At 62.0% G+C, this 22,867-nt stretch carries 22 protein-coding genes; 15 read left to right on the forward strand and 7 right to left on the reverse strand.

Going from position 1 to position 22,867, the window contains the following annotated elements; genetic code table 11:
• Positions 1-15: 15 nt before the first annotated feature.
• A complete protein-coding gene (ccoG, locus tag V6943_RS09805; RefSeq protein ID WP_340553695.1) occupies positions 16-1,431 on the reverse strand; it encodes a cytochrome c oxidase accessory protein CcoG in 1,416 nt (471 codons plus the stop codon).
• Between the two features lie 403 nt (positions 1,432-1,834).
• Here ccoG and V6943_RS09810 point away from each other — a divergent pair, with 403 nt between their 5' ends.
• The 9 genes from V6943_RS09810 (at position 1,835) to mdoH (ending at position 12,895) form a co-directional block, all read left to right on the forward strand.
• Complete coding sequence (locus V6943_RS09810) at positions 1,835-2,200, forward strand: CidA/LrgA family protein (protein WP_340553351.1); 366 nt, start codon at positions 1,835-1,837, stop codon at positions 2,198-2,200.
• Positions 2,197-2,907 (forward strand): LrgB family protein, encoded by a 711-nt coding sequence (locus tag V6943_RS09815; protein ID WP_340553352.1) that lies wholly within the window; start codon positions 2,197-2,199, stop codon positions 2,905-2,907. The genes V6943_RS09810 and V6943_RS09815 overlap by 4 nt, the downstream gene beginning before the upstream one ends.
• A gap of 65 nt (positions 2,908-2,972) precedes the next feature.
• Positions 2,973-3,848, forward strand: a complete 876-nt coding sequence (locus tag V6943_RS09820) for an alpha/beta fold hydrolase (protein ID WP_340553353.1) — start codon at positions 2,973-2,975, stop codon at positions 3,846-3,848.
• A 137-nt stretch (positions 3,849-3,985) separates the two neighbouring features.
• The gene (locus V6943_RS09825; protein ID WP_340553696.1) at positions 3,986-4,684 is read left to right on the forward strand and encodes a pirin family protein; all 699 of its coding nucleotides are present in this window, start codon (positions 3,986-3,988) and stop codon (positions 4,682-4,684) included.
• A 63-nt stretch (positions 4,685-4,747) separates the two neighbouring features.
• The gene (gene wrbA, locus V6943_RS09830) at positions 4,748-5,347 is read left to right on the forward strand and encodes an NAD(P)H:quinone oxidoreductase (protein WP_340553354.1); all 600 of its coding nucleotides are present in this window, start codon (positions 4,748-4,750) and stop codon (positions 5,345-5,347) included.
• Positions 5,348-5,636: 289 nt separating this feature from the next.
• Positions 5,637-6,176 (forward strand): DUF3087 domain-containing protein, encoded by a 540-nt coding sequence (locus V6943_RS09835; RefSeq protein WP_340553355.1) that lies wholly within the window; start codon positions 5,637-5,639, stop codon positions 6,174-6,176.
• A 192-nt stretch (positions 6,177-6,368) separates the two neighbouring features.
• A complete protein-coding gene (gene bglX, locus V6943_RS09840; protein ID WP_340553356.1) occupies positions 6,369-8,651 on the forward strand; it encodes a beta-glucosidase BglX in 2,283 nt (760 codons plus the stop codon).
• A gap of 220 nt (positions 8,652-8,871) precedes the next feature.
• The gene (locus V6943_RS09845) at positions 8,872-10,371 is read left to right on the forward strand and encodes a glucan biosynthesis protein G (protein WP_131648954.1); all 1,500 of its coding nucleotides are present in this window, start codon (positions 8,872-8,874) and stop codon (positions 10,369-10,371) included.
• Positions 10,364-12,895, forward strand: a complete 2,532-nt coding sequence (gene mdoH / locus V6943_RS09850) for a glucans biosynthesis glucosyltransferase MdoH (RefSeq protein WP_340553357.1) — start codon at positions 10,364-10,366, stop codon at positions 12,893-12,895. The genes V6943_RS09845 and mdoH overlap by 8 nt, the downstream gene beginning before the upstream one ends.
• A gap of 69 nt (positions 12,896-12,964) precedes the next feature.
• Here mdoH and V6943_RS09855 read toward each other — a convergent pair whose 3' ends face one another.
• The 6 genes from V6943_RS09855 to V6943_RS09880 all read right to left on the reverse strand — a co-directional run bounded on the left by V6943_RS09855 (position 12,965) and on the right by V6943_RS09880 (position 19,593).
• A complete protein-coding gene (locus V6943_RS09855) occupies positions 12,965-14,911 on the reverse strand; it encodes a DNA topoisomerase III (RefSeq protein WP_340553698.1) in 1,947 nt (648 codons plus the stop codon).
• A gap of 152 nt (positions 14,912-15,063) precedes the next feature.
• Positions 15,064-17,556 carry a glycerol-3-phosphate 1-O-acyltransferase PlsB gene (gene plsB / locus V6943_RS09860; protein WP_340553358.1) on the reverse strand — a complete coding sequence of 831 codons (2,493 nt, stop codon included), beginning with the start codon at positions 17,554-17,556 and terminating at the stop codon, positions 15,064-15,066.
• A 175-nt stretch (positions 17,557-17,731) separates the two neighbouring features.
• Positions 17,732-18,139 (reverse strand): ester cyclase, encoded by a 408-nt coding sequence (locus tag V6943_RS09865; RefSeq protein ID WP_131648313.1) that lies wholly within the window; start codon positions 18,137-18,139, stop codon positions 17,732-17,734.
• A gap of 102 nt (positions 18,140-18,241) precedes the next feature.
• Positions 18,242-18,574, reverse strand: a complete 333-nt coding sequence (locus V6943_RS09870; RefSeq protein ID WP_131648314.1) for a hypothetical protein — start codon at positions 18,572-18,574, stop codon at positions 18,242-18,244.
• A complete protein-coding gene (locus tag V6943_RS09875; RefSeq protein WP_340553359.1) occupies positions 18,571-19,281 on the reverse strand; it encodes a class I SAM-dependent methyltransferase in 711 nt (236 codons plus the stop codon). The genes V6943_RS09870 and V6943_RS09875 overlap by 4 nt, the downstream gene beginning before the upstream one ends.
• Positions 19,282-19,326: 45 nt before the next feature.
• The gene (locus tag V6943_RS09880; RefSeq protein WP_181102541.1) at positions 19,327-19,593 is read right to left on the reverse strand and encodes a hypothetical protein; all 267 of its coding nucleotides are present in this window, start codon (positions 19,591-19,593) and stop codon (positions 19,327-19,329) included.
• A 158-nt stretch (positions 19,594-19,751) separates the two neighbouring features.
• Here V6943_RS09880 and V6943_RS09885 point away from each other — a divergent pair, with 158 nt between their 5' ends.
• The 6 genes from V6943_RS09885 to V6943_RS09910 all read left to right on the forward strand — a co-directional run bounded on the left by V6943_RS09885 (position 19,752) and on the right by V6943_RS09910 (position 22,857).
• Complete coding sequence (locus tag V6943_RS09885) at positions 19,752-20,162, forward strand: SRPBCC family protein (protein WP_340553360.1); 411 nt, start codon at positions 19,752-19,754, stop codon at positions 20,160-20,162.
• Positions 20,163-20,299: 137 nt separating this feature from the next.
• The gene (locus V6943_RS09890; RefSeq protein ID WP_340553361.1) at positions 20,300-20,449 is read left to right on the forward strand and encodes a type II toxin-antitoxin system CcdA family antitoxin; all 150 of its coding nucleotides are present in this window, start codon (positions 20,300-20,302) and stop codon (positions 20,447-20,449) included.
• 28 nt (positions 20,450-20,477) lie between these two features.
• Positions 20,478-20,543 (forward strand): type II toxin-antitoxin system CcdA family antitoxin, encoded by a 66-nt coding sequence (locus V6943_RS09895; protein WP_340553700.1) that lies wholly within the window; start codon positions 20,478-20,480, stop codon positions 20,541-20,543.
• On the forward strand, positions 20,543-20,860 hold the full coding sequence (locus tag V6943_RS09900) for a CcdB family protein (RefSeq protein WP_340553362.1): 318 nt from the start codon (positions 20,543-20,545) through the stop codon (positions 20,858-20,860). The genes V6943_RS09895 and V6943_RS09900 overlap by 1 nt, the downstream gene beginning before the upstream one ends.
• 345 nt (positions 20,861-21,205) lie before the next feature.
• Positions 21,206-22,129 carry an ABC transporter ATP-binding protein gene (locus V6943_RS09905; RefSeq protein ID WP_340553363.1) on the forward strand — a complete coding sequence of 308 codons (924 nt, stop codon included), beginning with the start codon at positions 21,206-21,208 and terminating at the stop codon, positions 22,127-22,129.
• A complete protein-coding gene (locus tag V6943_RS09910) occupies positions 22,126-22,857 on the forward strand; it encodes an ABC transporter permease subunit (RefSeq protein ID WP_131648321.1) in 732 nt (243 codons plus the stop codon). Before V6943_RS09905 ends, V6943_RS09910 begins: the two co-directional genes overlap by 4 nt.
• Positions 22,858-22,867 lie beyond the last annotated feature (10 nt).

Below are 22,867 nucleotides of genomic sequence, written 5' to 3' on the forward strand. Positions count from 1 at the left end.
CGTCTCACCACGCACTCACGGATTGGCCGGTGCGACGAAGGTGCTGTGAGTACTGACGGCGCTGTGCGGATCGTCCAGGTCACGAACTTCGAACTGCAGCCTGTGGCTCATTGCTCCACGGTGGCTGGCATCAGTGAGCGCCACGCTGACCGGCAGATCGGCGATCTCGCCAGGCGCCAGGCTGATTTCGCGTCGGCCGTGCAGCTCGAATGGTCCCTCGCCGAGCGATATCGCGTACTGCCGGTGCTGCTGGGTCTTGTTGATGACCTTGAGGCTGTACATGTTTTCGATCTGACCCTGCGTATTTTCGCGATACAGGGTGCGGTCCTTAGTGACATCCAGCGACAGCATCGGCCGAACATCCAGCGCCCAGACGAAGGCGCCAATCATCATGAGAAGTGCGGCGGCATAGCCGATCAGGCGCGGGCGAAGCAGGCGCGTTCTGCCGCCCTGTAGCGCGCGTTCAGACGTGAAGCGAACCAGGCCGCGCGCATAGCCCATCCTGTCCATCACGTTGTCGCAGGCATCGACGCAGGCGCCGCAACTGATGCAGTCCAGTTGCAGGCCGTCGCGGATGTCGATGCCGGTGGGGCAGACCTGCACGCACAGGGTGCAGTCGATGCAGTCACCGAGGCCCTGCGCGCGCGGGTCGCTGTCCTTGCGTCGCGCGCCGCGGCTTTCGCCACGGGCCGCATCGTAGGAAACCAGCAGGGTGTCGGCATCGAACATTACCGCCTGGAAGCGCGAATAAGGGCACATGTGCAGGCAGACCTTTTCCCGCAGCCACCCCGCATTGAGGTAGGTCGCAGCGGTGAAAAAGAACAGCCAGAAGCCGGCGGACAACCCGAGCTCCAGGGTGAACAGATCACGGACCAATTCGCGTACCGGAGTGAAGTAGCCGACGAAGGCGAGCGCCGTCGCGAGACTGACCGCCAGCCAGATCGCGTGTTTGGCGGTGCGGCGTAGCAGCTTCGCGGCGGACCAGGGCGCGGCATCGAGTTTGATCCGCTGCCCGCGGTCGCCCTCGGTGACCTTTTCCGCCCACATGAAAATCCAGGTCCAGGTGCTCTGCGGACAGGCGGAGCCGCACCACACGCGGCCAGCCAGTACCGTGATGAAGAACAGGCCAAAGGCCGCGATGATCAGCAATGCCGACAGCAGGATGAAGTCCTGCGGCCAGAAGGTGGCCCCAAAGATATGGAATTGCTGTTTACCGAGATCCCAGAGCACCGCCTGGCGACCATCCCAATTCAGCCATTGGGTGCCGAAGTAGAGCAGCAGCAACAGACCGCCGCCCAGCAGGCGCAGATTACGGAACAGGCCGGAGAAGCTGCGGGTATGGATCGGCCCGCCAGTCTGTGCGGGGGTCAAGCGTATCGGTTTGCTCGGATCAACAGTGGCGATGATCGTGGCGGGGATTCGTTCGGTCATTTTCATGCGCCCCATCAGGTATTCAGGCAGGGCGAATGATCGAGTGGAGCAGAAGTGCATAACAGACTCAGACATCGAGCTTAAATACGGATCAGATAGCGGACGAATGAACGTTTGCGATGACCGAAACAGCGTGGAAGTTTGGCCGTGCCTGGACTTCTGCTCAATTTCAGTAATCTAACGAGACGACTAACTATCTAGGCCCTGCGACGCCGGGTCACAGGCGAATCAGGATGAAATCCATTGGCTAACTGATCCGCTTTTTTACCGTCTATCTGCACCTGTTTTGCCACCACCGCAGCGGGCGATAGTCCCAGGCTTGCATCGGTTGTGCGCGCATGCTGCTATCGATCCTTGGCTTAACCCCCTGCGTTCCGTTCTGCTGTCGACTCAAGGAATTCCAATGATCCTCAAAGGCCTGACCTGGCTAGTAGTGCTGCAATTGCTTGGCAGCGTCATCAATCTTCTGCTGCTTCCGGTATTGCCTGGGCCAATCATCGGCATGGTGCTGCTGTTCGGCCTGCTGTTGCTGCGCCGCGGCATCCCCGAACCACTCGAGAAAACCGCGGCGTTGCTGCTGCAATACCTGCCGCTGCTGCTGATCGTGCCGGCGGCCGGGATCATGACCAGTAGCGATGCCTTGCTGGCCGATCTGCCTGCCATCGCGGCCGGGCTGGTGCTTTCGTTGATGGTCACCGTTCCGTTTTGCGGCTGGCTGATGCAGTACCTCATTCGGCGGACGGAACGCCGCAAGGAGAATCAGCTATGAATCGTCTTGAATGGCGTGATGTCTGGGCGATGACACTGGACCACCCGCTGTTTTCCGTGGCGCTGACGCTGATCGCGTTCCAGCTCGCACTGGCACTCTACCGACGCAGCGGCTGGCTGGTGCTGCAGCCGGTGATGATAGGCATGCTGCTGGTGGTCGGAACGCTCTGCCTGTGCGGGATCGATTATGCGAGCTACCGCGAGGGCGCCTCGATGATCGCCGTGCTGGTCGGCCCCGCAACGGTGGCCTTGGCGGTACCGCTGTATCGTCATATCAAGCGCATCCAGCAGCTGTTCTGGCCGATCCTCATCACCTTGGTGAGCGGCGGCGTGCTGGGCGTCGTCCTGACGTTGGTGATCGCCAGCGCTTTGGGTGCGGATCTGTCCGTGCTGATGAGCCTGTCGCCCAAGGCTGCAACCATGCCAATCGCCATGCTGGTGGCTGAGCAGATTGGCGGCCTCGCTTCGCTGGCGGCGGTATTCGTGATGCTCACCGGCGTCATCGGTACGGCACTGGGGCCGTGGCTGTTGGGTTGGGCAGGTGTCGATCATCCGGCTGCCCGGGGTCTGAGTTACGGCATCAACGCCCACGCCATCGGTACAGCTCGCGCGTTGGAGGAAAGCGATGAGTGCGGCGCCTTCGCTGCGCTGGGCATGAGCCTGCTGGGCATTCTCATCGCGCTATTTCTGCCGCTGCTGATGGGTTGAATGATGCTGTTGCGCTTGAACGATGTGGGCCTAATCTTAAGGTCCTAACCTTCAGGAGTGGTCCCATGTTCGAGCAGTTCCAGCGTGACGAGTGCGAGGTCAATGGCGTACGGATCGCCTATCGCAAAGGCGGCTCCGGACCGCCCTTGCTGCTGCTCCACGGCTACCCGCAGACGCATGTCATGTGGCACGAAGTGGCCGATCAGCTTGCCGTACACTTCACCGTCGTGGCGGCCGATTTGCGCGGTTACGGTGATAGCAGCAAGCCCGAAGGCGGTCAGGATCACGTGGCCTACAGCAAGCGCGAGATGGCGCTTGATCAGGTGGAGTTGATGCGCACCTTGGGCTTCAAGCGTTTCGATATTCTTGCCCACGACCGCGGCGCGCGGGTCAGCCATCGTCTGGCGATGGATCATCCACAGACGGTTCGCCGGCTGATTCTGTTGGACATCGCACCGACCCTCGCGATGTACAGCCAGACCGATGAAACCTTCGCGCGCGCTTACTGGCACTGGTTCTTTCTGATCCGTCCGGCACCGTTGCCGGAAACGCTCATGGAGACTGCGCCCGAGCTGGTATTGAAGACCGCCGTGGCGACCCGCGCCGACCATCATCATCCGTTCACCGCTGCCGCCTACGCCGAATACCTGCGCTGCATGAAGCTGCCCGGCACCGTTCACGCATTCTGCGAGGATTATCGGGCCAGTGCCGGTATCGATCTGCAGCACGACCGGGAAGATCGTGCCGCTGACCGGCGTATCGAGGCGCCCCTGCTGGTGCTATGGGGCGCTAAAGGCGTCGTCGAGCGTTGCTTCGATCCGCTCAAAGAGTGGCGTGCCGTCGCAACGAGCGTGCAAGGCAAGGCGCTGCCGGCAGGTCATTACATCGCCGAAGAGGTTCCGCAACTGCTGTTGGACGAGGTTCTCGGATTCCTGTCGTAACATCAGGCGCCTGAAGTATCGGATAGATAGATAGGTTTTACCGAGAATATCCGCTATTCAGACGATCGATTGAATGGAAAATGGCGGCCATAGCGCTCGGCAAGGTGTCGAGCTGATTGACCCAGAGGCTGCCATCGATGATCGAAATCCGCCCGCGCGCCGAGCTTGGCGCCGCACACCATGGCTGGTTGCATGCCCGCCATCATTTTTCATTTGCCGACTATCACGACCCGCTGCGCATGCACTGGGGCCGCTTGCGGGTCTGGAATGACGACACCATCGCGCCGAACTCGGGCTTCCCGACCCATACGCACCGCGACATGGAAATCATCACCTACGTCCGCAAGGGCGCCATCAGCCACGAAGACAGCCTGGGTAATAGCGGTCGTACGGCTGCCGGTGATGTACAGGTCATGAGTGCCGGCACCGGCATCGCCCATAGCGAATACAACCTCGAAAGCGAGCCCACCGAGATTTTCCAGATTTGGATCTACCCGGACCAAACCGGGCTGCCTCCAAGCTGGGGTACGCGCCCGTTCCCTACAGCGGAGCGTTCGGGTGCATTTGTCACGCTGGCTAGCGGCATGGCTGATGACAGCGATGCGTTGCCGATCCGGGCCGACGCGCGTCTGGCCGCAGCTGCACTTTCACCAGGTCAGGTTGCCCAATACCGAATTGGTGATGGTCGCAAGGTCTATCTGGTGCCCGCCAGTGGGCGTATCGAGGTTGCTGGGCTCGTTGCAGCGACAGGGGATGGCGTGGCGGTGCGTGATGAGACGCTGCTCACCATCAAGGCGCTGGAACATAGCGAAGTGGTGCTGGTGGACGTTCGCTGAGCGATTCGGCGACAGCGTAGATAGAAACAGAGTCGAAACATAACCCAGAAAGAGGAAACGAAAATGGCGAAGATTCTCGTACTGTATCACTCGATGTATGGCCACATCGAAACCATGGCCAACGCGGTCGCCGAAGGTGCGCGTCGTGTTCAAGGCGCCGAAGTGACCATCAAGCGTGTGCCGGAAACCATGCCGCAAGATGTCTTCAAGAATGCAGGCGGCAAGACCGATCAGGCTGCAGACATCGCTACTCCGGCCGAGCTGCCCGATTACGACGCGATCATCTTCGGCACGCCGACCCGCTTCGGCAACATGTCCGGGCAGATGCGCAATTTCCTCGACCAGACCGGCGGCCTCTGGGCCAAGGGCGCGCTGCATGGCAAGGTCGCCAGCGTATTCACATCCACCGGTACCGGCGGCGGGCAGGAGATGACCATCACCTCCACCTGGACCACGCTGGCTCACCACGGAATGATCATCGTGCCGACCGGCTACGGCATCGGCGAGTTCTTCGACATTTCCGAGACCAACGGCGGCACGCCTTATGGCGCCTCGACCATCGCCGGCGGTGATGGCTCGCGTCAGCCGTCCACCAAGGAACTGACCATTGCGCGTTATCAGGGCGAGCTGGTCGCCAAGACCACGCTCAAGCTCAAGGGTTGATCTACTCGTAGGCAGCTCGTAGCTGCCTTTTCACAGCGGGCCGGATGGCATTGCCTGTCCGGCCCGCTTTCCGCTCCGATACAGATAGCTGCGTGTAGTCGATACGGTGATAATGCGCGCCGATGTGGCGTAGGGTGGGCCGGGCAGCGCTCCACTTCAGTATCGTAGGGTGGGCTTCAGCCCACCAGCAATCTACCCAGAGCCGTCCCACAGGTGCATCGACTGAGGGCGCGGCTTCAGCCGCGAAGCTCTCGCCGCACGTAACATATCTGGCAATCGAGGAGCCCTGATGCCCGCATTCGAAATCAAGCCGCTGAATCCCGAAACCTACCGCCAGCAAACCAGACGCAGCACGCTGGCCGTCGTGGCCACTTTCGTGCTCTTGGCGATGGGGCTGTCCGCCGCCGCAGTGGCGATATTCGGCGAGCCGGGCGGCGACAACCTGCGCCTGAACATCGCCGGTGTGGTGATCGGGCTCGGGTTGACGGTACTGCTGGTTCGCCTGGTCTATTGGCAGCAGCCGTGGATGGCATCGGCGGTCTACGGTTGGCGGCTCAAACGCAGCCTGATGAGCCTGACCAACGTCATGCATCACGTGAAAGCGGGCGTGGCGCTCGAAGATCCTACCGCGATGAAGCTGCTGCGCTTCTACCATCTGGGCCTTACCCAGATGCACCAGCTGGACGCCAACAGCGGCTCTCTTCTCGAAATGAGGGCGGAAATCGAACAGCACCGCTGCGCCATGGAAGCGCTGGGCCTGGATGTCGATCAGCAGCGCCTGGAACCGACCTGGATCGAGACTGTAAAAAAGATCGACGCCGCGAAATGAAGGCGGTAATAATCGCCGCCTCGTCCCGCATGAGCGTCAACGCGGGCTGAATACCTTTCGATTTCCTTCACCAGAGCCGTCCTGTCTCTGGTTTTTTGGTGCCGTTCATTTCCCTATGTCACTACACCGCGATCCATGGGTCCGCGTGAAGCGCGACACTGTGCCTCCAAGACCCTTATGCGGGAACCCCTCATGAAAAGGCTGTGTCTACTCGGCTTGCTCACTATCTTCACAGCTTGTCCGGTTCTGGCCGAAAGCAGGCTGGACGACAAGCCCGCGTTTATCGAGCAGTTGCTACAGCGGATGACGCTGCAGGAAAAGGTAGGCCAGCTGCGTCTGATCAGCATCGGCGCGGACATGCCCCGGGAGCGACTTGCCGAGGAGCTGGCTGCAGGCAATGTCGGCGGCACCTTCAATTCGGTCACCCGGCAGGACAACCGTCCCCTGCAGGATGCTGCGCTGCGCAGCCGCTTGCAGATTCCGATCTTCTTCGCCTACGACGTGGTGCACGGGCATCGCACTACTTTCCCCATCGGCCTCGGCCTGGCTTCGACCTGGGACATGCAGGCGGTCGCTACGGCGGGGCGTATTTCGGCCATCGAGGCCAGCGCCGACGGGCTCGACATGACCTTCGCACCCATGGTCGATATCGCCCGTGACCCACGATGGGGACGGACTTCGGAAGGCTTCGGCGAAGATCCTTATCTGGTGTCCGAGATTGCCCGCACCATGGTCGGCGCCTACCAGGGTGAGTCGCTGCGCAACGCCGACAGCCTGATGGCCAGCGTCAAGCATTTCGCGCTCTATGGTGCGGTCGAAGGCGGGCGCGATTACAACGTGGTGGACATGAGCCCGCTGCGCATGCACCAGGATTACCTGCCGCCATACCGTGCGGCCGTTGATGCCGGGGCCGGCGCGGTGATGGTGGCGCTGAACACCATCAACGGCGTACCGGCCAGCGCCAACCGCTGGTTGCTGCGCGACCTGTTGCGTGATGACTGGGGCTTTTCCGGCGTGACCATCAGCGACCATGGAGCGATCACCGAACTGCTCCGCCATGGTGTGGCCGCCGATGGGCGCGAGGCGGCGAAGCTGGCAATTGACGCCGGGCTCGACATGAGCATGGCGGACTCGCTCTACGGTGAGCATCTGGCCGAACTGGTGCAGGCGGGTGACGTGCCGATACAGGCCGTCGACCAGGCTGTGCGCGAAGTGCTGGGCGCAAAATACGATCTGGGCCTGTTCCACGACCCGTACCGGCGCATCGGCCAGGCCAGCGAAGATCCGCCCGAGGTCAATGCCGAAAGCCGCCTGCACCGCGAGGCCGCCCGCGAGGTGGCGCGCCAGTCGCTGGTACTGCTGGAAAACCGCAACAATGTCCTCCCACTCGACAAGGCGGCGCGCATCGCCTTGGTCGGGCCGCTGGCCGATTCGCATATCGACATGCTCGGCAGCTGGTCAGCGGCGGGTGTGGCAAAGCAGACGGTTACGCTGCGCCAAGGCCTCCAGGCTGCCCTCGGCGAGCGCGGACGGCTGATTTACGCCCGTGGCGCCAACATCACCGACGACCCGCGGATGGTCGAGTACCTGAACTTCCTCAACTGGGACAATCCCGAGGTCGTGCAGGACCGGCGCTCGGCCGAGGAGATGATCGCCGAGGCGGTCGCTGCAGCCGAGCAGGCGGACGTCATCGTCGCCGCGGTGGGCGAGTCGCGCGGCATGTCCCATGAATCATCCAGCCGCACCAGCCTGCAGCTGCCGAGTAGCCAGCAGGCTTTGCTGCGCGCCTTGAAACAGACCGGCAAGCCGTTGGTGCTGGTGCTGATGAATGGCCGCCCGCTGAATCTTTCCTGGGCGCAGGCCAACGCCGACGCGATGCTGGAAACCTGGTTCAGCGGCACCGAAGGCGGGCACGCCATCGCCGAGGTGCTGTTCGGCGACTACAACCCCTCGGGCAAGCTGCCGATCTCGTTTCCGCGCTCCGTGGGACAGATTCCCACCTATTACAACCATCCGCGTCTGGGCCGGCCCTTCGTCGAAGGCAAGCCGGGCAATTACACCTCGCAATATTTCGATGAGCCGAACGGCCCGCTGTACCCCTTCGGCTACGGACTGAGCTACACACAATTCAGCCTGTCGCCGCCGCGCCTGTCGACCGATGTGCTTTCACGTGGCGCAAGCCTAGACGTCAGCGTGACGCTGAAGAACATCGGCAAGCACGATGGCGCGACGGTCGTGCAGTTGTATATCCATGACCTGGCCGCCTCGGTAGTGCGCCCGGTCAAGGAGCTGAAGGGGTTTCGCAAGGTCTGGCTCAAGGCTGGCGAAGAGCAGCAGGTGCGTTTCAGGGTTGGCGAAGACCAGCTGAAGTTCGTCGATGCGCAACTGCGCCAGGTGGCTGAAGCGGGGATGTTCGAGGTGCAGGTAGGGCTCGATTCGCAGCGCGTACAGACGCAGCAGTTCGAGTTGCGTTGATTGCAATAGAGCCAATGTAACGGCCAAAAATGGCCTGACGAGCGACGCTGTTTTCGATCAGCGGGGAATCATTCGTGCGGGTAGTAGACCAAGGAACGCAAGCAGGCAAAGGTCTGTGCGCAATTCGTACTGTTCAGGAGGCACCGTGTTTACCATTTTGAATCAAGGATCGAAGGCTCGCACCAGAAGCCGGGTGCTGGGCAATCTGCTGGGCCTTTGCATGGCTTTTGTCGTCGGCAGCAGCTGGGCGTTCAGCCTCGATGATGTCGCTAGCAAGGCCGAGAAGCTGGCAGCGGCGCCCTACGTGCCGGCCAAGAGCAATCTGCCGGCGGTATTCCGTGAGATGGCCTTCGCCGATTATCAGCAGCTGCGCTTTCGTGAAGACAAGGGCTACTGGCGCGATGCCGAAACGCCTTTCGAGCTGTTCTTCTACCATCAGGGCATGCATTTCGACGTACCGGTGAAGATCAATGAGGTCACCGCGACCCGCGTTCGTGAAATCCGCTACGACCCGGAGATGTTCGAGTTCGGCAATGTAGACATCGACCCCGCTGCGCTGCAGAACCTCGGCTTCGCCGGCTTCAAGGTGCTCTATCCGCTGAACAAGAAGGACAAGCAGGACGAGCTGATGACGCTGCTTGGCGCCAGCTATTTCCGCGTGGTCGGCAAGGGGCAGGTCTACGGCCTGTCGGCACGTGGGCTGGCGATCGACACGGCGCTGCCGAGTGGCGAGGAATTTCCACGCTTCACCGAGTTCTGGGTCGAGCGGCCACAGGCCGACCGCGGCAGCCTGCTGATCTACGCCTTGCTGGATTCGCCGCGTGCCACCGGTGCCTATCGCATGGAAGTCACGCCGGGCAAGGACAGCATCGTGGATGTGCAGTCCAAGGTCTTCCTGCGTGCGCCGGTGGAAAAGCTCGGCATCGCACCGCTCACCAGCATGTACCTGTTCGGCGCCAATCAGCCCAGCGAGCAGCTCAACTACCGGCCACAGTTGCACGATTCTGAAGGCCTGGCGATCCATGCCGGCAACGGCGAGTGGATCTGGCGTCCGCTAAACAACCCCAAGCGCCTGGCCATCAGCAGCTACAACGTGGAGAACCCGAGAGGCTTCGGCTTGCTGCAGCGTACCCGCGATTTCGGTCGTTACGAAGATCTGGACGATCGCTACGAACTGCGGCCCAGCGGCTGGATCGAGCCGGTTGGCGACTGGGGCAAGGGCCACGTCGAACTGATCGAGATTCCCACGCCGGATGAAACCAACGACAACATCGTTGCCTTCTGGGTGCCGGAAAAGACGCCAGCGCCGGGCGAAGCGATCGAGATCGGATATCGCCTGCACTTCACTATGGACGAACCCGAGTTGCATGATCCCGAGCTCGCCTGGGTCAAGCAGACGCGCCTGTCGGCCGGCGATGTGAAGCAGTCCAACCTGATTCGCCAACCCGATGGCAGCACCGCATTGATCGTCGACTTCGTCGGGCCGAACCTGGCCGAGTTGCCGGCCGACGCGCCGGTCAGCACCCAGGTCAGCGTCGATGACAATGTCGAGCTGGTGGAGAACAACCTGCGCCATAACCCGGTCACCAAGGGCTGGCGGCTGACGCTGCGGCTGCGGGTCAAGGACCCGGCGCGTCCGGTGGAATTGCGCGCGGCGCTGGTGGATGGCGAGACCACGCTGTCCGAAACCTGGAGCTATCAGATACCCGTCCATGACTGAACACGCGCAACAATCGCTCGCCCAGCGTTATCTCGCCGAGCTTCCCCTCGATGCCGAGCAACGCCAGGCGCTGGGCGAGCAGGTGGATCGGCAAGGAGGCGAGCTGGCCGATGTGCATCGGGCATTGGCACAGGGCACGTCCGACGGGAATGAATCGCCGAGCGATCCGCTCGGCTCGGCTGCGGCGCGGCTGAAGCTTGCCTGGGGTGACCTTTTCGAGCGTGGCGGGGTGCTGACCGCGGATCATCAGGGCCGCACCTGCATCCAGTCGACGCCGCCGATCGTGCGCACGCGGATGGTGCCGGAGCCCTGGCATACCAGCGTGCTGCGCCTGAGCTGGTGGCGCCTGCTGTTCAAGAAGAACCGCACGGTGGAGCAGCCCGACGCGCCGCAGCCCATCGACAGGTCGGGCTGGCGCCGGGTTGCCGCTTACCGGCGTGCCGCGCTGCTGATCCTGATGCTGGCGCAGACGGCCATCGCCACCTGGCACATGAAGGCCGTGCTGCCATATCAAGGCTGGGCGCTGGTCGATCTGCAGGTGGTCTATCACCAACCGTTGCAGGAGTCGGCGCGGCAGATCCTACCTTACGTGGTGCAGACCAGCATCCTGTTGCTGTTCGCTCTGCTGTTCTGCTGGGTGTCGGTGGGCTTCTGGACGGCGTTGATGGGCTTCTTCCAATTGCTCAAGGGACGCGACCGCTACAACATTTCCGCCACCAGCACGGGCAACGAACCGATTCCGGCCGAGGCGCGCACGGCACTGGTAATGCCCATCGCCAACGAGGACGTGCCGCGGGTGTTCGCCGGACTGCGAGCGACCTACGAATCGCTGCTGGCCACGGGTGAGATCGAGCACTTCGACATCTTCGTGCTCAGCGACAGCAACGACCCCGACACCTGCGTGGCCGAGCAGAAGGCCTGGCTGGAGCTGTGCCGCGAGGTCGACGGTTTCGGCCATATCTTCTATCGCCGCCGTCGCCGCCGAGTGAAGCGCAAGAGCGGCAACATCGACGACTTCTGCCGGCGCTGGGGCAGCAGTTACCGCTACATGGTGGTGCTGGACGCCGACAGCGTGATGAGCGGCGGCTGCCTGACGTCGTTAGTGCGGCTGATGGAGGTCAACCCTGGCGCCGGCATCATCCAGACCGGGCCGAAAGCCTCCGGCATGGATACGCTCTACGCGCGCATGCAGCAGTTCGCCACGCGGGTCTATGGGCCGCTGTTCACCGCGGGGCTGAATTTCTGGCAGCTGGGCGAGTCGCACTACTGGGGCCATAACGCGATCATCCGGGTCAAACCCTTTATCGAGCACTGCGCGCTGGCGCCGTTGCCGGGCAAGGGTTCCTTCGCCGGCGACATCCTTTCCCACGACTTCGTCGAGGCGGCCCTGATGCGCCGCGCCGGCTGGGGCGTGTGGATCGCCTACGACCTGCCCGGCAGCTACGAAGAGTTGCCGCCGAACCTGCTCGACGAGCTCAAGCGCGACCGCCGCTGGTGCCACGGCAACCTGATGAACTTCCGGCTGTTCCTGGTCAAGGGCATGCACACGGTGCACCGTTTCGTGTTCCTCACCGGCGTGATGTCCTACCTGTCGGCGCCGCTGTGGTTCACCTTCCTGGCGCTGTCCACCGGGTTGTTGGCGATCCATACGCTGATGGTTCCGGAGTATTTCCTGCAGCCCAACCAGCTGTATCCGTTGTGGCCGCAGTGGCACCCGCGGGAGGCGATTGCGCTGTTCTCCGCGACGCTGACGCTGCTGTTCCTGCCCAAGATGCTCAGCGTGGTGCTGATCTGGATTCAGGGTTCGAAGGAATATGGCGGAGGAATCCGTCTGTTGCTGTCGATGATCCTTGAAACCCTGTTCTCGATGCTGCTGGCGCCGGTGCGCATGCTGTTCCACACCGTGTTCGTCACGGCGGCGTTCCTTGGTTGGTCGGTGCAGTGGAAGTCGCCGCAACGCGCCGACAACGCCACGCCCTGGGGCGAAGCGCTGCGCCGGCATGGTTCGCAGATGTTGCTGGGCGTGCTCTGGACGGCGCTGGTGGCCTGGCTCGATCCGGCATTCCTCTGGTGGCTGGCGCCTATCGTGGTGTCGCTGATCCTCTCGGCACCGGTCTCGGTGCTCACCAGCCGCACGGGACCCGGCTTGGCGGCGTTCCGGCGCAAACTGTTCCTGATTCCCGAGGAATTCAACCCGCCCGCGGAACTGGCCGCCACGGACCGCTACAACCAGCAGAACCAGACCAACGCGCTACAGCAGGGGTTCATCGCCGCCACGGTGGATCCCTCGTACAACGCGCTGGTCTGCGCCATGGCGCGCGCGCGGCACGCCAAGGTGGTGCCGGCCGCGGAAACCCTGCGCGAGCAGCGCCTGGGTGAAATTCTCGCCACCGGACCCAAGGGGGCTGCCGAAGCGACGCGCTGGCGACTGCTCAACGATCCCGAAGGCATGGCGCGCCTGCATGAGCGCGTCTGGCAGGATGAGCAGTATCGGGCCTGGCGTGAGGCGTATCACCGGCGGTAGTTGAGCGTGGGGTGCGCTTTGCGTACCGCCGAACTTCGGTTTATGCGGTGCGCGAAGCGCACCCTACAGTCAGGCGGGAGCGGTGCTTTTACGAGCCGTTCGCTTGGGGCCGCTGGCACTCTTGCGCGGCGCCGCCTTGCGCTTTTTCTTCCAGGGCGCGCCTTTGCCGGGCGGGTTCGCTGGGCCGCTGATGGTCAGGCGCAGCTCGCGGCAGCGTTCCACCTGCTTGCGCATCCACGCCGACTGCTTGGCTACGAATTCCTCCAGACTCATCTCGCCGCTCTGCACCATATCCAGCGCCTGTTCCCAGATCGCCGTGGTGCCGGGGTCGGCAATCGCCCGCGGTACGGCGTCGATCAGGCTGAAGGCCGCCGGGCTGGCCGACAGCGCTTTGCCTTGCTTGATCAGATAGCCGCGGTCCAGCAGCCCTTGAATGATGCCGGCCCGCGTCGCTTCGGTGCCGATGCCGGTGGTGTCCTTGAGCTTCTGCTTCAGGCGTGGGTCGTCCACCAGCTTGGCGACATTCTTCATCGCCTTGATCAGGTCGCCTTCGGTGAAGGGTTTGGGCGGCTGGGTCCAGAGGTCCTTGAGGTTTACACCCAGGACCTTGCAGTGCTGGCCCTCGCTCAATGTCGGCAGTGCCTGGGCTGGTGTTGGTTCACGACTCTTGGCCGGTGTCAGGGCTTCGGGCAACGCGCGCCGCCAGCCGGGTTCGACGATAACCTTGCCCACCGCCCGCAGCGCCTGACCGGCGCAGTCGAAATCCGCCTGGGTGCGGTCGTATTCGTGATTCGGCAGGAATTGCGCCAGGTAGCGGGCGCGAATCAGCGTATAGACCGAGCGTTGCTTGCCCATCAGGCGTGACAGATCGGTAGCGGCGGTGGGGATGATGCCGTGGTGGGCACTGACCTTGGCGTCGTTCCAGGCGCGCGAGCGGCGTTGCGGCTGCACATGTGTGAGCAATTCGGACAACGCCGGGTCGCTGCGGCCAAGGGCGGCGATGATCGCCGGCGCCTCGCTGTGCTGGCTCAGTGGCAGGTAGCCGCAATCGCTGCGCGGATAGGTGATCAGCTTGTGCGTCTCGTAGAGTGCCTGCGCGATATCCAGGGTTTCCTGGGCGCCGAGGCCGAGTTTCTTCGAGCAGACTTCCTGCAGGGTGCCGAGGTCGAAGGGCAGGGGAGGCGCTTCGCGCATGCGTTCGGTGCGCAGCTTCACTACCTGTGCCTGGGCTGCACCGCCGATGGCTGCCGCCGCTTGCCGGGCGTATTCCGGGTCGAGGCAACGCCCCTGTTCATCGCAGCGTTCTTCAGCAGCGCGCCATTGCGCAGTGAAGGGCATGCCGTCAGCCTGCAACGCAACCTCGATGGCCCAGTAAGGCACCGGCACGAAGTCGGCGATGCTGCGGTCGCGATCCACCACCAGGCGCAGCGTCGGCGTCTGCACCCGGCCCACCGGCAGCACGCCTTGGTAGCCGGACTGACGCCCGAGCAGGGTGAACAGCCGGCTCATGTTCATCCCGATCAGCCAGTCGGCGCGCGAGCGGCCCAGTGCCGAGTGGTAGAGGCTGAAGGTCTGGGAGCCGGGCTTGAGCGCGGCCAGCGCCTTGCGGATCGAGGCGTCGTCCAGCGCCGACAGCCAGAGCCGCTGGATGGGGCCGCGATAACGGCAGTGTTCCACCAGCTCGCGGGCGATCATCTCGCCTTCGCGGTCCGCGTCGGTGGCGATCACCAGTTCTTTGGCTTCACCCAGCAGACGCTTGACCGCCTTGAACTGGCTGGCAGTTTTCGGCTTGACCTGCATCTTCCAGCGCTCGGGAATGATCGGCAGATCGCCCAGCACCCAGCGCTTGTAGCGGGCGTCATAGGCATCCGGCGGGGCGGTTTCCAGCAGATGGCCGATGCACCAAGTCACCGTCAGGCCGGGGCCGAACCAGCAGCCGTCGCCACGTCGATTGGCGCCGAGGACCTTGGCGATGTCCTTGGCCTGGGAGGGTTTTTCGCAGAGAAACAGCCGCATCGCCGTCATCTATCCATTTCCACTATGGAGATAGCATGAGCAGCGGAGCGACTTCAGGCAATCTTTATCTGTATGGATGTACAGGTTTTGTCATCTGCGTCGATCTTCGACCGTGCTGGTTGCCATCTGCCGGGTTCCGACGCGAGGTGCTTTTAGCCCTGCTGATCGATCGCAACGTCTTCCTCATGCCGCTCCAGCGCCACCTGACGGATCGAAAGACGAATCTCGGCGGGCAGCACGCGTTTGGCCACGCCTTCGGCCAACTCGCCGAGTTTGTCGTGGTAAGCGAGTTTGCCGGCCGCGTCCAGTCGCAGCACGTCCTGCTCCTGAAGACTCTTGATGAAATGGCGAAACAGGCTCTTGTCGAAGAATTCCGGTGCGTTCAGGCCATGCAGGATCGACAGGCGCTGGGCCATCACCGTGCAGAGCGTTTCCAACTCTTCGGCGGTGAGGCTGTGTTGACCGCTGTTGAGCAGCAGGGAAATTGCCATATAGAAGCGCTGTAATGTCTGCACGATGACCCGCGCCAGTAGCGTCAGCAGCACGAACTGACGCGAACTCGGTGCCGGGCGCACATAGGTTTCGCCATCGAGCTTGAGCAGGCCCTGGTCGACGAAGGCCGCCAGCCAGTGGTCGACCACTGCCTCCAGCTCTTCCGGCTCCCAGCGTATGAACAGCTCCGCGCGCAGGTACGGATACAACGCCTGGGTAAAGCGCAGGATCTGCGCGCGGCTGATCCGCGAACTGCTCTGGAAGAAGCTCGCCAGTAGCGCCGGCAGGGCGAAGATGTGCATTACGTTGTTACGGTAATAGGTCATCAGGACGGCGTTCTGCTCGTCGAGATAGAGGATGTTGCCCAGCGCGTCCTTCTGTTCGGCAAGCAGGCCAAGGTCCTTCACATAGTCGATCAGTACCTCGCCATTGCCGTCCGGTAGCGTTGTATGAGGCGAATAGGGCACTGCGCGCAACAGGCGCTGATAGAGATCGAGGATGCGCGCCAACGAACGCTGATCCAGCGCCTGACGGCTGGTGGACAGCATCGCCAGCGCCACCAGATTGACCGGATTGACCGCCGCCGCTTCGTTGAGTCGCTGGGCGATGCGCTCGGCGAGGCGATTGGTCGTGCCGCTGAGCCATTCCGGGCGGTAATCCGGCGCCAGGTTTTGCTGGCGCCAGCCGGGCTGCTCCTTGTCCAGGAATGCGTTGAGCTTGAGCGGTTCGCCGAAATTTACCCAGACTTGGCCGAAGCGCTGCTTGAGCGCGCCGATGACCTTGAAGATATCGAAAATCGACTCCTTCTTCTTCTGCGCGCCGCGCAGTTCGCCCAGGTAGGTACGCCCCTCCAGCACGCGTTCGTAGCCGATGTACACCGGCACGAAGAGGATCGGCAGCCGCGGCGAACGCAGGTAACTGCGCAGGGTGATCGCCAGCATGCCGGTTTTTGGCTGCAGCATGCGCCCGGTGCGCGAGCGGCCGCCTTCGACGAAGTACTCCACCGGAAAGCCCCGGCTGAACAGCGTGTGCAAGTATTCGTTGAACACCGAGGTGTACAGCGGGTTGCCCTTGAACGAGCGGCGCATGAAGAAGGCGCCGCCGCGGCGCAGCAGCCCGCCGACCACCGGCATGTTGAGGTTGATGCCAGCCGCGATGTGCGGCGGCGTCAGCCCGTTGCGGAACAGCAGATAGGACAGCAGCAGATAGTCGATATGGCTGCGGTGGCACGGCACGTAGATCACCTCATGCCCGCGCACCGCCTCCTGCAGCGGCTCGATGTGATTGACCCGGATGCCGTCGTAAATCTTGTTCCAGAACCAGGACAGCACCACCTCGAGAAAGCGCACCGCCGTATAGGCATAGTCCGAGGCGATCTCGTTGCCGTAGCGCAGCGCTTTGGCCTCGGCCTTCTCCACGGAAATATTCTCGCGCTCGGCTTCGTCGCGGATCGCCTGACGCACCGCCGGCGCGTGTACCAGCCCTTTGACCAGATTGCGCCGGTGCGAAAGGTCTGGACCGATCACTGAGGTCTTCTGCTGCCGGAAGTGCACCCGTAGCATGCGATGAACCATGCGCAGCGTACATTCGTGACCCTTGTTCATCGCCACCAACTCGTCGAGCTGGATCGGCGTGGAGAACTGCACACGCGTCTTGCGCCCGAGTATCAGGATACTCAGCAGCTTGCGCAGTCGGCCGGTCACCGCCCAGCTGTCGGCGAACAGCAGCTTCCAGGGGCTGGTTTCGCGATCCGGGGACTGGCCCCAGAACACGCTCACCGGGACGATTTGCGCGTTATCCACGGCATTCTGCTCCAGTGCGCCGACCAGCCGCACCAGCGGTGCCGGAGGCGCGATCCGTGTGCGTCGACCGAACCAGCTCGCGGCGGGATTGAGAAAGATGAACGCCGTTGGCTCGATATGGCTACCCACAGCGACCTCCGCCACCGGACGTGGCAAACCGGCCTTGCCGCACTCTTGATCGAGCACCGCCAGATCGCTCAGCGAGGCGCGTTGCAACACATAGAACACCGGCCTGCTGCGGTCCAGCTTGAGGTTGAAGGCTGACTGGTTGATGGTTTCCGAGCGCACCCAGAAATACAGCACACGGCGCACGATGGAGAAGAGCAGACGACGGATAGGGGAGCGGGTCATACGAATATTCGGCTAAAAAGGGGCAGGGCCCTCGAAGGCGGCAAGTGTGCCGCAAGCGCAGGCAGTGGACAAAAAAATTGATGCTCGATGTGTGCGTAGGGTGGAAAACCGCGAAGCGTTTTCCAGCGCAGATATTCCTTCCTGCCGACTCGAACCGAGGTGCGCGAGCGAAGTATCAGGTGCCCTCGGACCGAGTCGACAGCTGCGCCTCGATGGCCGCCTTGTCGATGACGGAGCGGACCTCGAAGATCCGCCCGTCCTTGAACGCATAGAAGACGTTCTCCGCGAACGAAACCTTCCGCCCGTAGACGTTCAGCTCCAGAAACCGGGCTTTTGGCGAGCAGTCGAATTGCAGCCGGCTCGCGACATAAGGCGGCTCGGCAACCAGCAATTCGATGTTGAAGTGCAGATCGGGAATGCTGGCGTAGTCGTTCTCCAGCATTTGGCGATAACCGGCCAGGCCGATCCGCTTGCCGTTATGACTCACCTCGTCGTGCACGAAGTGTCCCAGGTTCGACCAATCCCTGGCATTTAGACAGGCGATGTACTGTCGATAGATGCTGGCCAGATCGGCTGGAGCCATTGCTTATCCTCCGTTGCGCGAGTCGTATTGTCGGTCTTGAAACACTAGTTCAGCTTCGCACGATGCGTGTTGGCTATACGAGCAGCGGCACGGCGTATGCCTTCAGCGCGTCCAACTGCGGGAGCCGGCACCGGCACCGACCAGCAACAGCAGTGACCACACCAGCAGGAACACCAGGCCTACCGCCATCAAGGGGCTGGGCGGTAGGAACAGCAGCAGGTACAGCGCCTGCCCGACTAGGCCACCCAGGTAGTGCGCCCAGAGCGGCTTCGGCACCGTGACGCCCGAGAGCAATCCTGCTGCCAGCAGCGCGCCGCTGTAGTACAGGCCTGCGTCCCAGGGTTCAGTCTGGCCGGTGATCAAGGGCGACAACGCCCAGATCGCCGCGCCTGCAAGCGCTGCGATCAGGAAGGGCAGGGCCCATGACCGGCTCATAGCGCCTCGCCTGATGCGCGCCTCGCGAACCAGGCATGGATCAACCCGGCCTGGTAGAAGGGAACGGGCGCACCGAAGCCGCCGGCCTCAATGATCGCAGCTATTCGCTCGGGAGGAAGAATCGCAACGTCCTTGGCATAGGCCGCACGCATCTGCTCGACGCCCGCGGCGGGGATATCCGCCGCCCGCATCATGTTCATCCAGGTATGGAGGAGGGCGTCGTACGCGGTCGAATCCACATCCGCTGCCAGATCGGAACTCGCCAATATCGCCCCCGGGCCAAGCCTCGTCGCGATGGCCCGGAAAAATGCGGTGCGAGCCTCCGGCTCCAGGATGAACTGGGAAACCAGGAAGCAGGTCGCCGCATCGAACGGCGCCTGCCCTGGCAGTGATTCCAGATAACCTTCGTGAAACTCGCAGCGCGATGCAAAGCCTCCCTTCATCGCCTTGTCGCGGCACACTTCCAGCATGGCAGCGGACGGCTCCACCGCCGTGAAGGTCCACTGCGGAAAGCGCTGTGCGAGATAGGCGATCTCCTCACCCGTACCCGCACCGATACACAGCAGCCGTGCATTGGTCGGAAGCTCGGCAAACACCGCTTCGAGGAGGAAGTGCAAGGCCTCGCGAATAGACGCCGTCTTGGCCCAGCGCTCGTCATAGCTCGAAGCCTGTTGATCGAATATCGCCTTGATCTCATCTCTGCGCATGGGGACTCCTTTTGCAGGCTCAGGTCGGGTACACGCCTCGGGGTATCAGATATCGCGCCGGCCTTTCAGCGCCAGCACCGCTACACCATAGCCCAGACCCGCGGCGGCCAACCCCCACAGGTATGAGACAGGAATGGCAATCGCTGCCCACATGCGTGCTTCCGGGTCCGCCGGATAAACAAAGGATGTGAACGCCACCAACACCGGCAAAACCAGGCCGGCGCCGGCAATGGCCACCAGTGCTTTAACACGGCGCCCACGCAAATAACCCGCCAGGAACAGTGTTGCGATAAGGCTTGCCACGAATGCCATCGATGATTCCTTAACGTGCGGAATGAGAAGCGGGCAGGTCACCTGCCGTTCGCTACCGTTTTCGAGGATTGCATATCCGCCGTAACAACTACCGTGTCGAATTTCCACTTCCCCGTTCGACTACAGGACAGGGCAACTGCAATCCAAAGGAGAACATCGTGAAAATCACCGTAGAGACTCACGTAAAGGCCGATCTCGGAAAAGTCTGGGATGCCTACAACAATCCCGAGGACATCAAGCAATGGAATGCGGCTCAGGATGACTGGCACACGACCAGGAGCACCGTCGATCTGCGCGAAAACGGCACGTTCATGTCGCGCATGGAAGCGAAGGACGGCAGCCTGGGGTTCGACTTCGAAGGCACCTACACCCGCGTCGTACCGAAGAAGCTCATCGAATACCGGATGGGCGATGGCCGTGAGGCCGAGATCGAGTTTGCCGAGCGCCCCGACGGCGTTCTCGTGACCGTCAGCTTCGACGCGGAGACCGAAAACCCACCCGAACTCCAGCGCCAGGGTTGGCAGGCCATTCTGGACAACTTCGGTCGGCATGTGGAGGGCAAGAGCTGAGACGGGTCGCCGAAAGGGGCGGCTTTTGCCCCCCCCAATGAGCGAAGCGAACGGTTGCGTCTGTTGTCGGATGCGCCTTTGATGGAACGCCGGGACGCGCATAACATCTGCGCATGCATAGCAAAGGAGTGAGGACCATGCTCGCAGCTTATGACCCTCATGCCCCCAAGCGGGCTGTTAACCTCGGCGTTAACGGTGACTTACTCCATAAAGCCAGAGACTTGAATATCAACCTCTCCGCGACATGGAACAGGCTCTGGTCGAGCCCTGAAGAAGAAACAGCGTGAGCAATGGCTGGCAGAGAACAGCAAAGCCATCGATGCCTATAACGAATACGTGGAAGCCCAGGGTGTGTTCAGCGATGAGCTGCGGAGCTTCTGATGCCTGAGTTTGCCGTTTACAAGAACACAAACTCAGCCACCAAAGCTGCCGTACCCTTCCTGCTCGATGTGCAAAGCGATTTGATCGCCGAGCTGGGTACGCGAGTTGTGGTGCCTCTCTACACGGCTCCTGCCATGAAAGGGAAAACCCTCACGACCCTCACGCCAACCTTTGAAATTGAAGGCAGGCAGTACATGATGGTAACTCCGCAACTGGCCGGTATCGCCAAGAAGCAACTTGGCACCCAAGTTGCGGAACTCTCCGCGCAACGCGATGAAATCATTGCTGCTCTTGATTTGCTTATCGCCGGAATTTGATAGGTGTATCTAACGCTTGATGAATTGTTAGACATTCTTAGTGCCGGCATCGAGCAATTTAACGATTCAGCGCGGAACCGTAAAAAAGTGCACTGCCAGTAGCGTCGATGCCAGATGACGCTGGGACTGAAATAGCCATGATGTTTAACGATTAAGAAGCGAGCAGAAGCATAGCTTTGCGAAAGTCTAGTGGGCGAAGCGAACGATGCAATCTCCGGTAGATCTCCCAACCGCTTTGTCCGTTGCATTCGCCGCGTCCATCTTCATATAGTTCCGCCGGCATTTTTGCAGGCCGGGTGCGTGGTGCATGCGTGGCGCCGGCCTTGATCCACGGATGAGAGGCCAATGATCGAGTTAAAGAGTCTGACCAAACGATTTGCCCAGCACACGGCGGTCGATGCGCTGTCGTTCAGCGTCCAGCCTGGTGAGGTGCTGGGTTTTCTCGGCCCTAATGGTGCCGGCAAGTCCACCACAATGAAGATGCTCACCGGTTTTCTCGCGCCGACGTCCGGCACCGCCAGCATCTTCGGTTGCGACATCCAGACCCAGACGCTGCAGGCCCAGCGGCAGATCGGTTATCTGCCGGAAGGCGCGCCTTGTTATGGCGACATGACGGTACGCGGCTTTCTCGAATTCATCGCTGAGGTGCGCGGCTATCGCGGCGCGGACAAGCGTGTACGGGTCGATACCGCGGCGGGGCAAGTGGAGTTAGAGGCGGTGCTCGGCCAGACGATCGAGACGCTGTCCAAGGGCTTCAAGCGGCGCGTCGGGCTGGCGCAGGCGATTCTGCACGATCCGCGCGTGCTGATCCTCGACGAGCCCACCGATGGCCTTGACCCGAACCAGAAGCATCAGGTGCGCGAGCTGATTCAGGGGCTGGCGCAGGACAAGATCGTGATCATTTCGACCCATATCCTTGAAGAGGTCACCGCGGTATGTACCCGGGCGGTGGTGATCGCCAGCGGTCGCTTGGTGGCCGATGGCACACCACTCGAGCTGGAGAGCCGTTCGAAATATCACCAGGCGGTGACGCTGGTCAGCGACGGTCCGCTGGATGAGATTGCATTGGCAGCCATGCCGGGCGTGGCGGGGGTCGAGCACAACGAGCCGGAACACAGCGTCACGGTGCTGGCCAAGCCGGGCGAGGTGATCTTCCCGCAGATCAATGCGTTGATCGGCCAGCAGGGTTGGCCGGTGAAGGAGCTGAACGTGGAGCGTGGTCGGCTGGACGAGGTGTTCCGTACATTGACCCGCGGGGAGGCGCTATGAGCCAGTTGCCGGTGATCTTCAAGCGCGAGCTGGGCAGCTATTTCGCCACGCCGCTCGCCTATGTGTTCATTCTGATTTTCCTGGTACTGTCCGGGGTGTTCACCTTTTATCTGGGTGGCTTCTACGAACGGGGCCAGGCGGATCTGGTGCCATTCTTCGGCTTCCATACCTGGCTGTACCTGTTCCTTATCCCCGCCATCGCGATGCGCTTATGGGCGGAGGAGCGTAAATCCGGCTCCATCGAACTGTTGATGACGCTACCGATCAGCCTGTTCGAGGCAGTCACCGGCAAGTTTCTCGCCGCCTGGGTGTTTGCCGGAATGGCGCTGCTGCTGACCTTTCCGATGGTCATCACCGTCAACTATCTCGGCGAGCCGGACAACGGCGCGATAGCCGCCGGCTATTTCGGCAGCTGGTTGCTGGCGGGTGCGTTCCTTGCGATAGGTTCGTGCATGTCGGCACTGGCGAAGAACCAGGTGATCGCCTTCATCCTGGCAGTCAGCGTGTGCTTTCTGTTCATCGTCAGCGGCTTGCCGATGGTGCTCGACGCTTTCGCCTGGGCACCGCAGTGGCTGGTGGATGCAGTGGCTTCGCTGAGTTTCCTGATTCGTTTCGACTCGCTCAGCAAGGGCGTGATCGATCTGCGTGATTTGCTGTATTTCGTGACGCTGATCATCGCCTGGCTGGCGGCTACTGCCGTGGTCGTCGATCTAAAAAAAGCGGCATAAGGGAGCCCAC

This window comes from Pseudomonas sp. CBC3 (genome assembly GCF_037967085.1).
Taxonomy (GTDB): Bacteria; Pseudomonadota; Gammaproteobacteria; order Pseudomonadales; family Pseudomonadaceae; genus Stutzerimonas.

Bases quoted from the DNA above. Each gene is read 5' to 3' on its own strand.
- V6943_RS09910 (WP_131648321.1), top strand. From the start codon at position 22,126: ATGAGCCAGTTGCCGGTGATCTTCAAGCGCGAGCTGGGCAGCTATTTC.
- V6943_RS09865 (WP_131648313.1), bottom strand. From the start codon at position 18,139: ATGGCTCCAGCCGATCTGGCCAGCATCTATCGACAGTACATCGCCTGT.
- V6943_RS09855 (WP_340553698.1), bottom strand. From the start codon at position 14,911: ATGCGGCTGTTTCTCTGCGAAAAACCCTCCCAGGCCAAGGACATCGCC.
- V6943_RS09870 (WP_131648314.1), bottom strand. From the start codon at position 18,574: ATGAGCCGGTCATGGGCCCTGCCCTTCCTGATCGCAGCGCTTGCAGGC.
- V6943_RS09875 (WP_340553359.1), bottom strand. From the start codon at position 19,281: ATGCGCAGAGATGAGATCAAGGCGATATTCGATCAACAGGCTTCGAGC.
- V6943_RS09835 (WP_340553355.1), top strand. From the start codon at position 5,637: ATGCCCGCATTCGAAATCAAGCCGCTGAATCCCGAAACCTACCGCCAG.
- V6943_RS09880 (WP_181102541.1), bottom strand. From the start codon at position 19,593: ATGGCATTCGTGGCAAGCCTTATCGCAACACTGTTCCTGGCGGGTTAT.
- V6943_RS09900 (WP_340553362.1), top strand. From the start codon at position 20,543: ATGCCTGAGTTTGCCGTTTACAAGAACACAAACTCAGCCACCAAAGCT.
- bglX (WP_340553356.1), top strand. From the start codon at position 6,369: ATGAAAAGGCTGTGTCTACTCGGCTTGCTCACTATCTTCACAGCTTGT.
- wrbA (WP_340553354.1), top strand. From the start codon at position 4,748: ATGGCGAAGATTCTCGTACTGTATCACTCGATGTATGGCCACATCGAA.
- V6943_RS09815 (WP_340553352.1), top strand. From the start codon at position 2,197: ATGAATCGTCTTGAATGGCGTGATGTCTGGGCGATGACACTGGACCAC.
- mdoH (WP_340553357.1), top strand. From the start codon at position 10,364: ATGACTGAACACGCGCAACAATCGCTCGCCCAGCGTTATCTCGCCGAG.
- V6943_RS09905 (WP_340553363.1), top strand. From the start codon at position 21,206: ATGATCGAGTTAAAGAGTCTGACCAAACGATTTGCCCAGCACACGGCG.
- V6943_RS09820 (WP_340553353.1), top strand. From the start codon at position 2,973: ATGTTCGAGCAGTTCCAGCGTGACGAGTGCGAGGTCAATGGCGTACGG.
- ccoG (WP_340553695.1), bottom strand. From the start codon at position 1,431: ATGACCGAACGAATCCCCGCCACGATCATCGCCACTGTTGATCCGAGC.
- plsB (WP_340553358.1), bottom strand. From the start codon at position 17,556: ATGACCCGCTCCCCTATCCGTCGTCTGCTCTTCTCCATCGTGCGCCGT.
- V6943_RS09845 (WP_131648954.1), top strand. From the start codon at position 8,872: ATGGCTTTTGTCGTCGGCAGCAGCTGGGCGTTCAGCCTCGATGATGTC.
- V6943_RS09810 (WP_340553351.1), top strand. From the start codon at position 1,835: ATGATCCTCAAAGGCCTGACCTGGCTAGTAGTGCTGCAATTGCTTGGC.
- V6943_RS09890 (WP_340553361.1), top strand. From the start codon at position 20,300: ATGCTCGCAGCTTATGACCCTCATGCCCCCAAGCGGGCTGTTAACCTC.
- V6943_RS09825 (WP_340553696.1), top strand. From the start codon at position 3,986: ATGATCGAAATCCGCCCGCGCGCCGAGCTTGGCGCCGCACACCATGGC.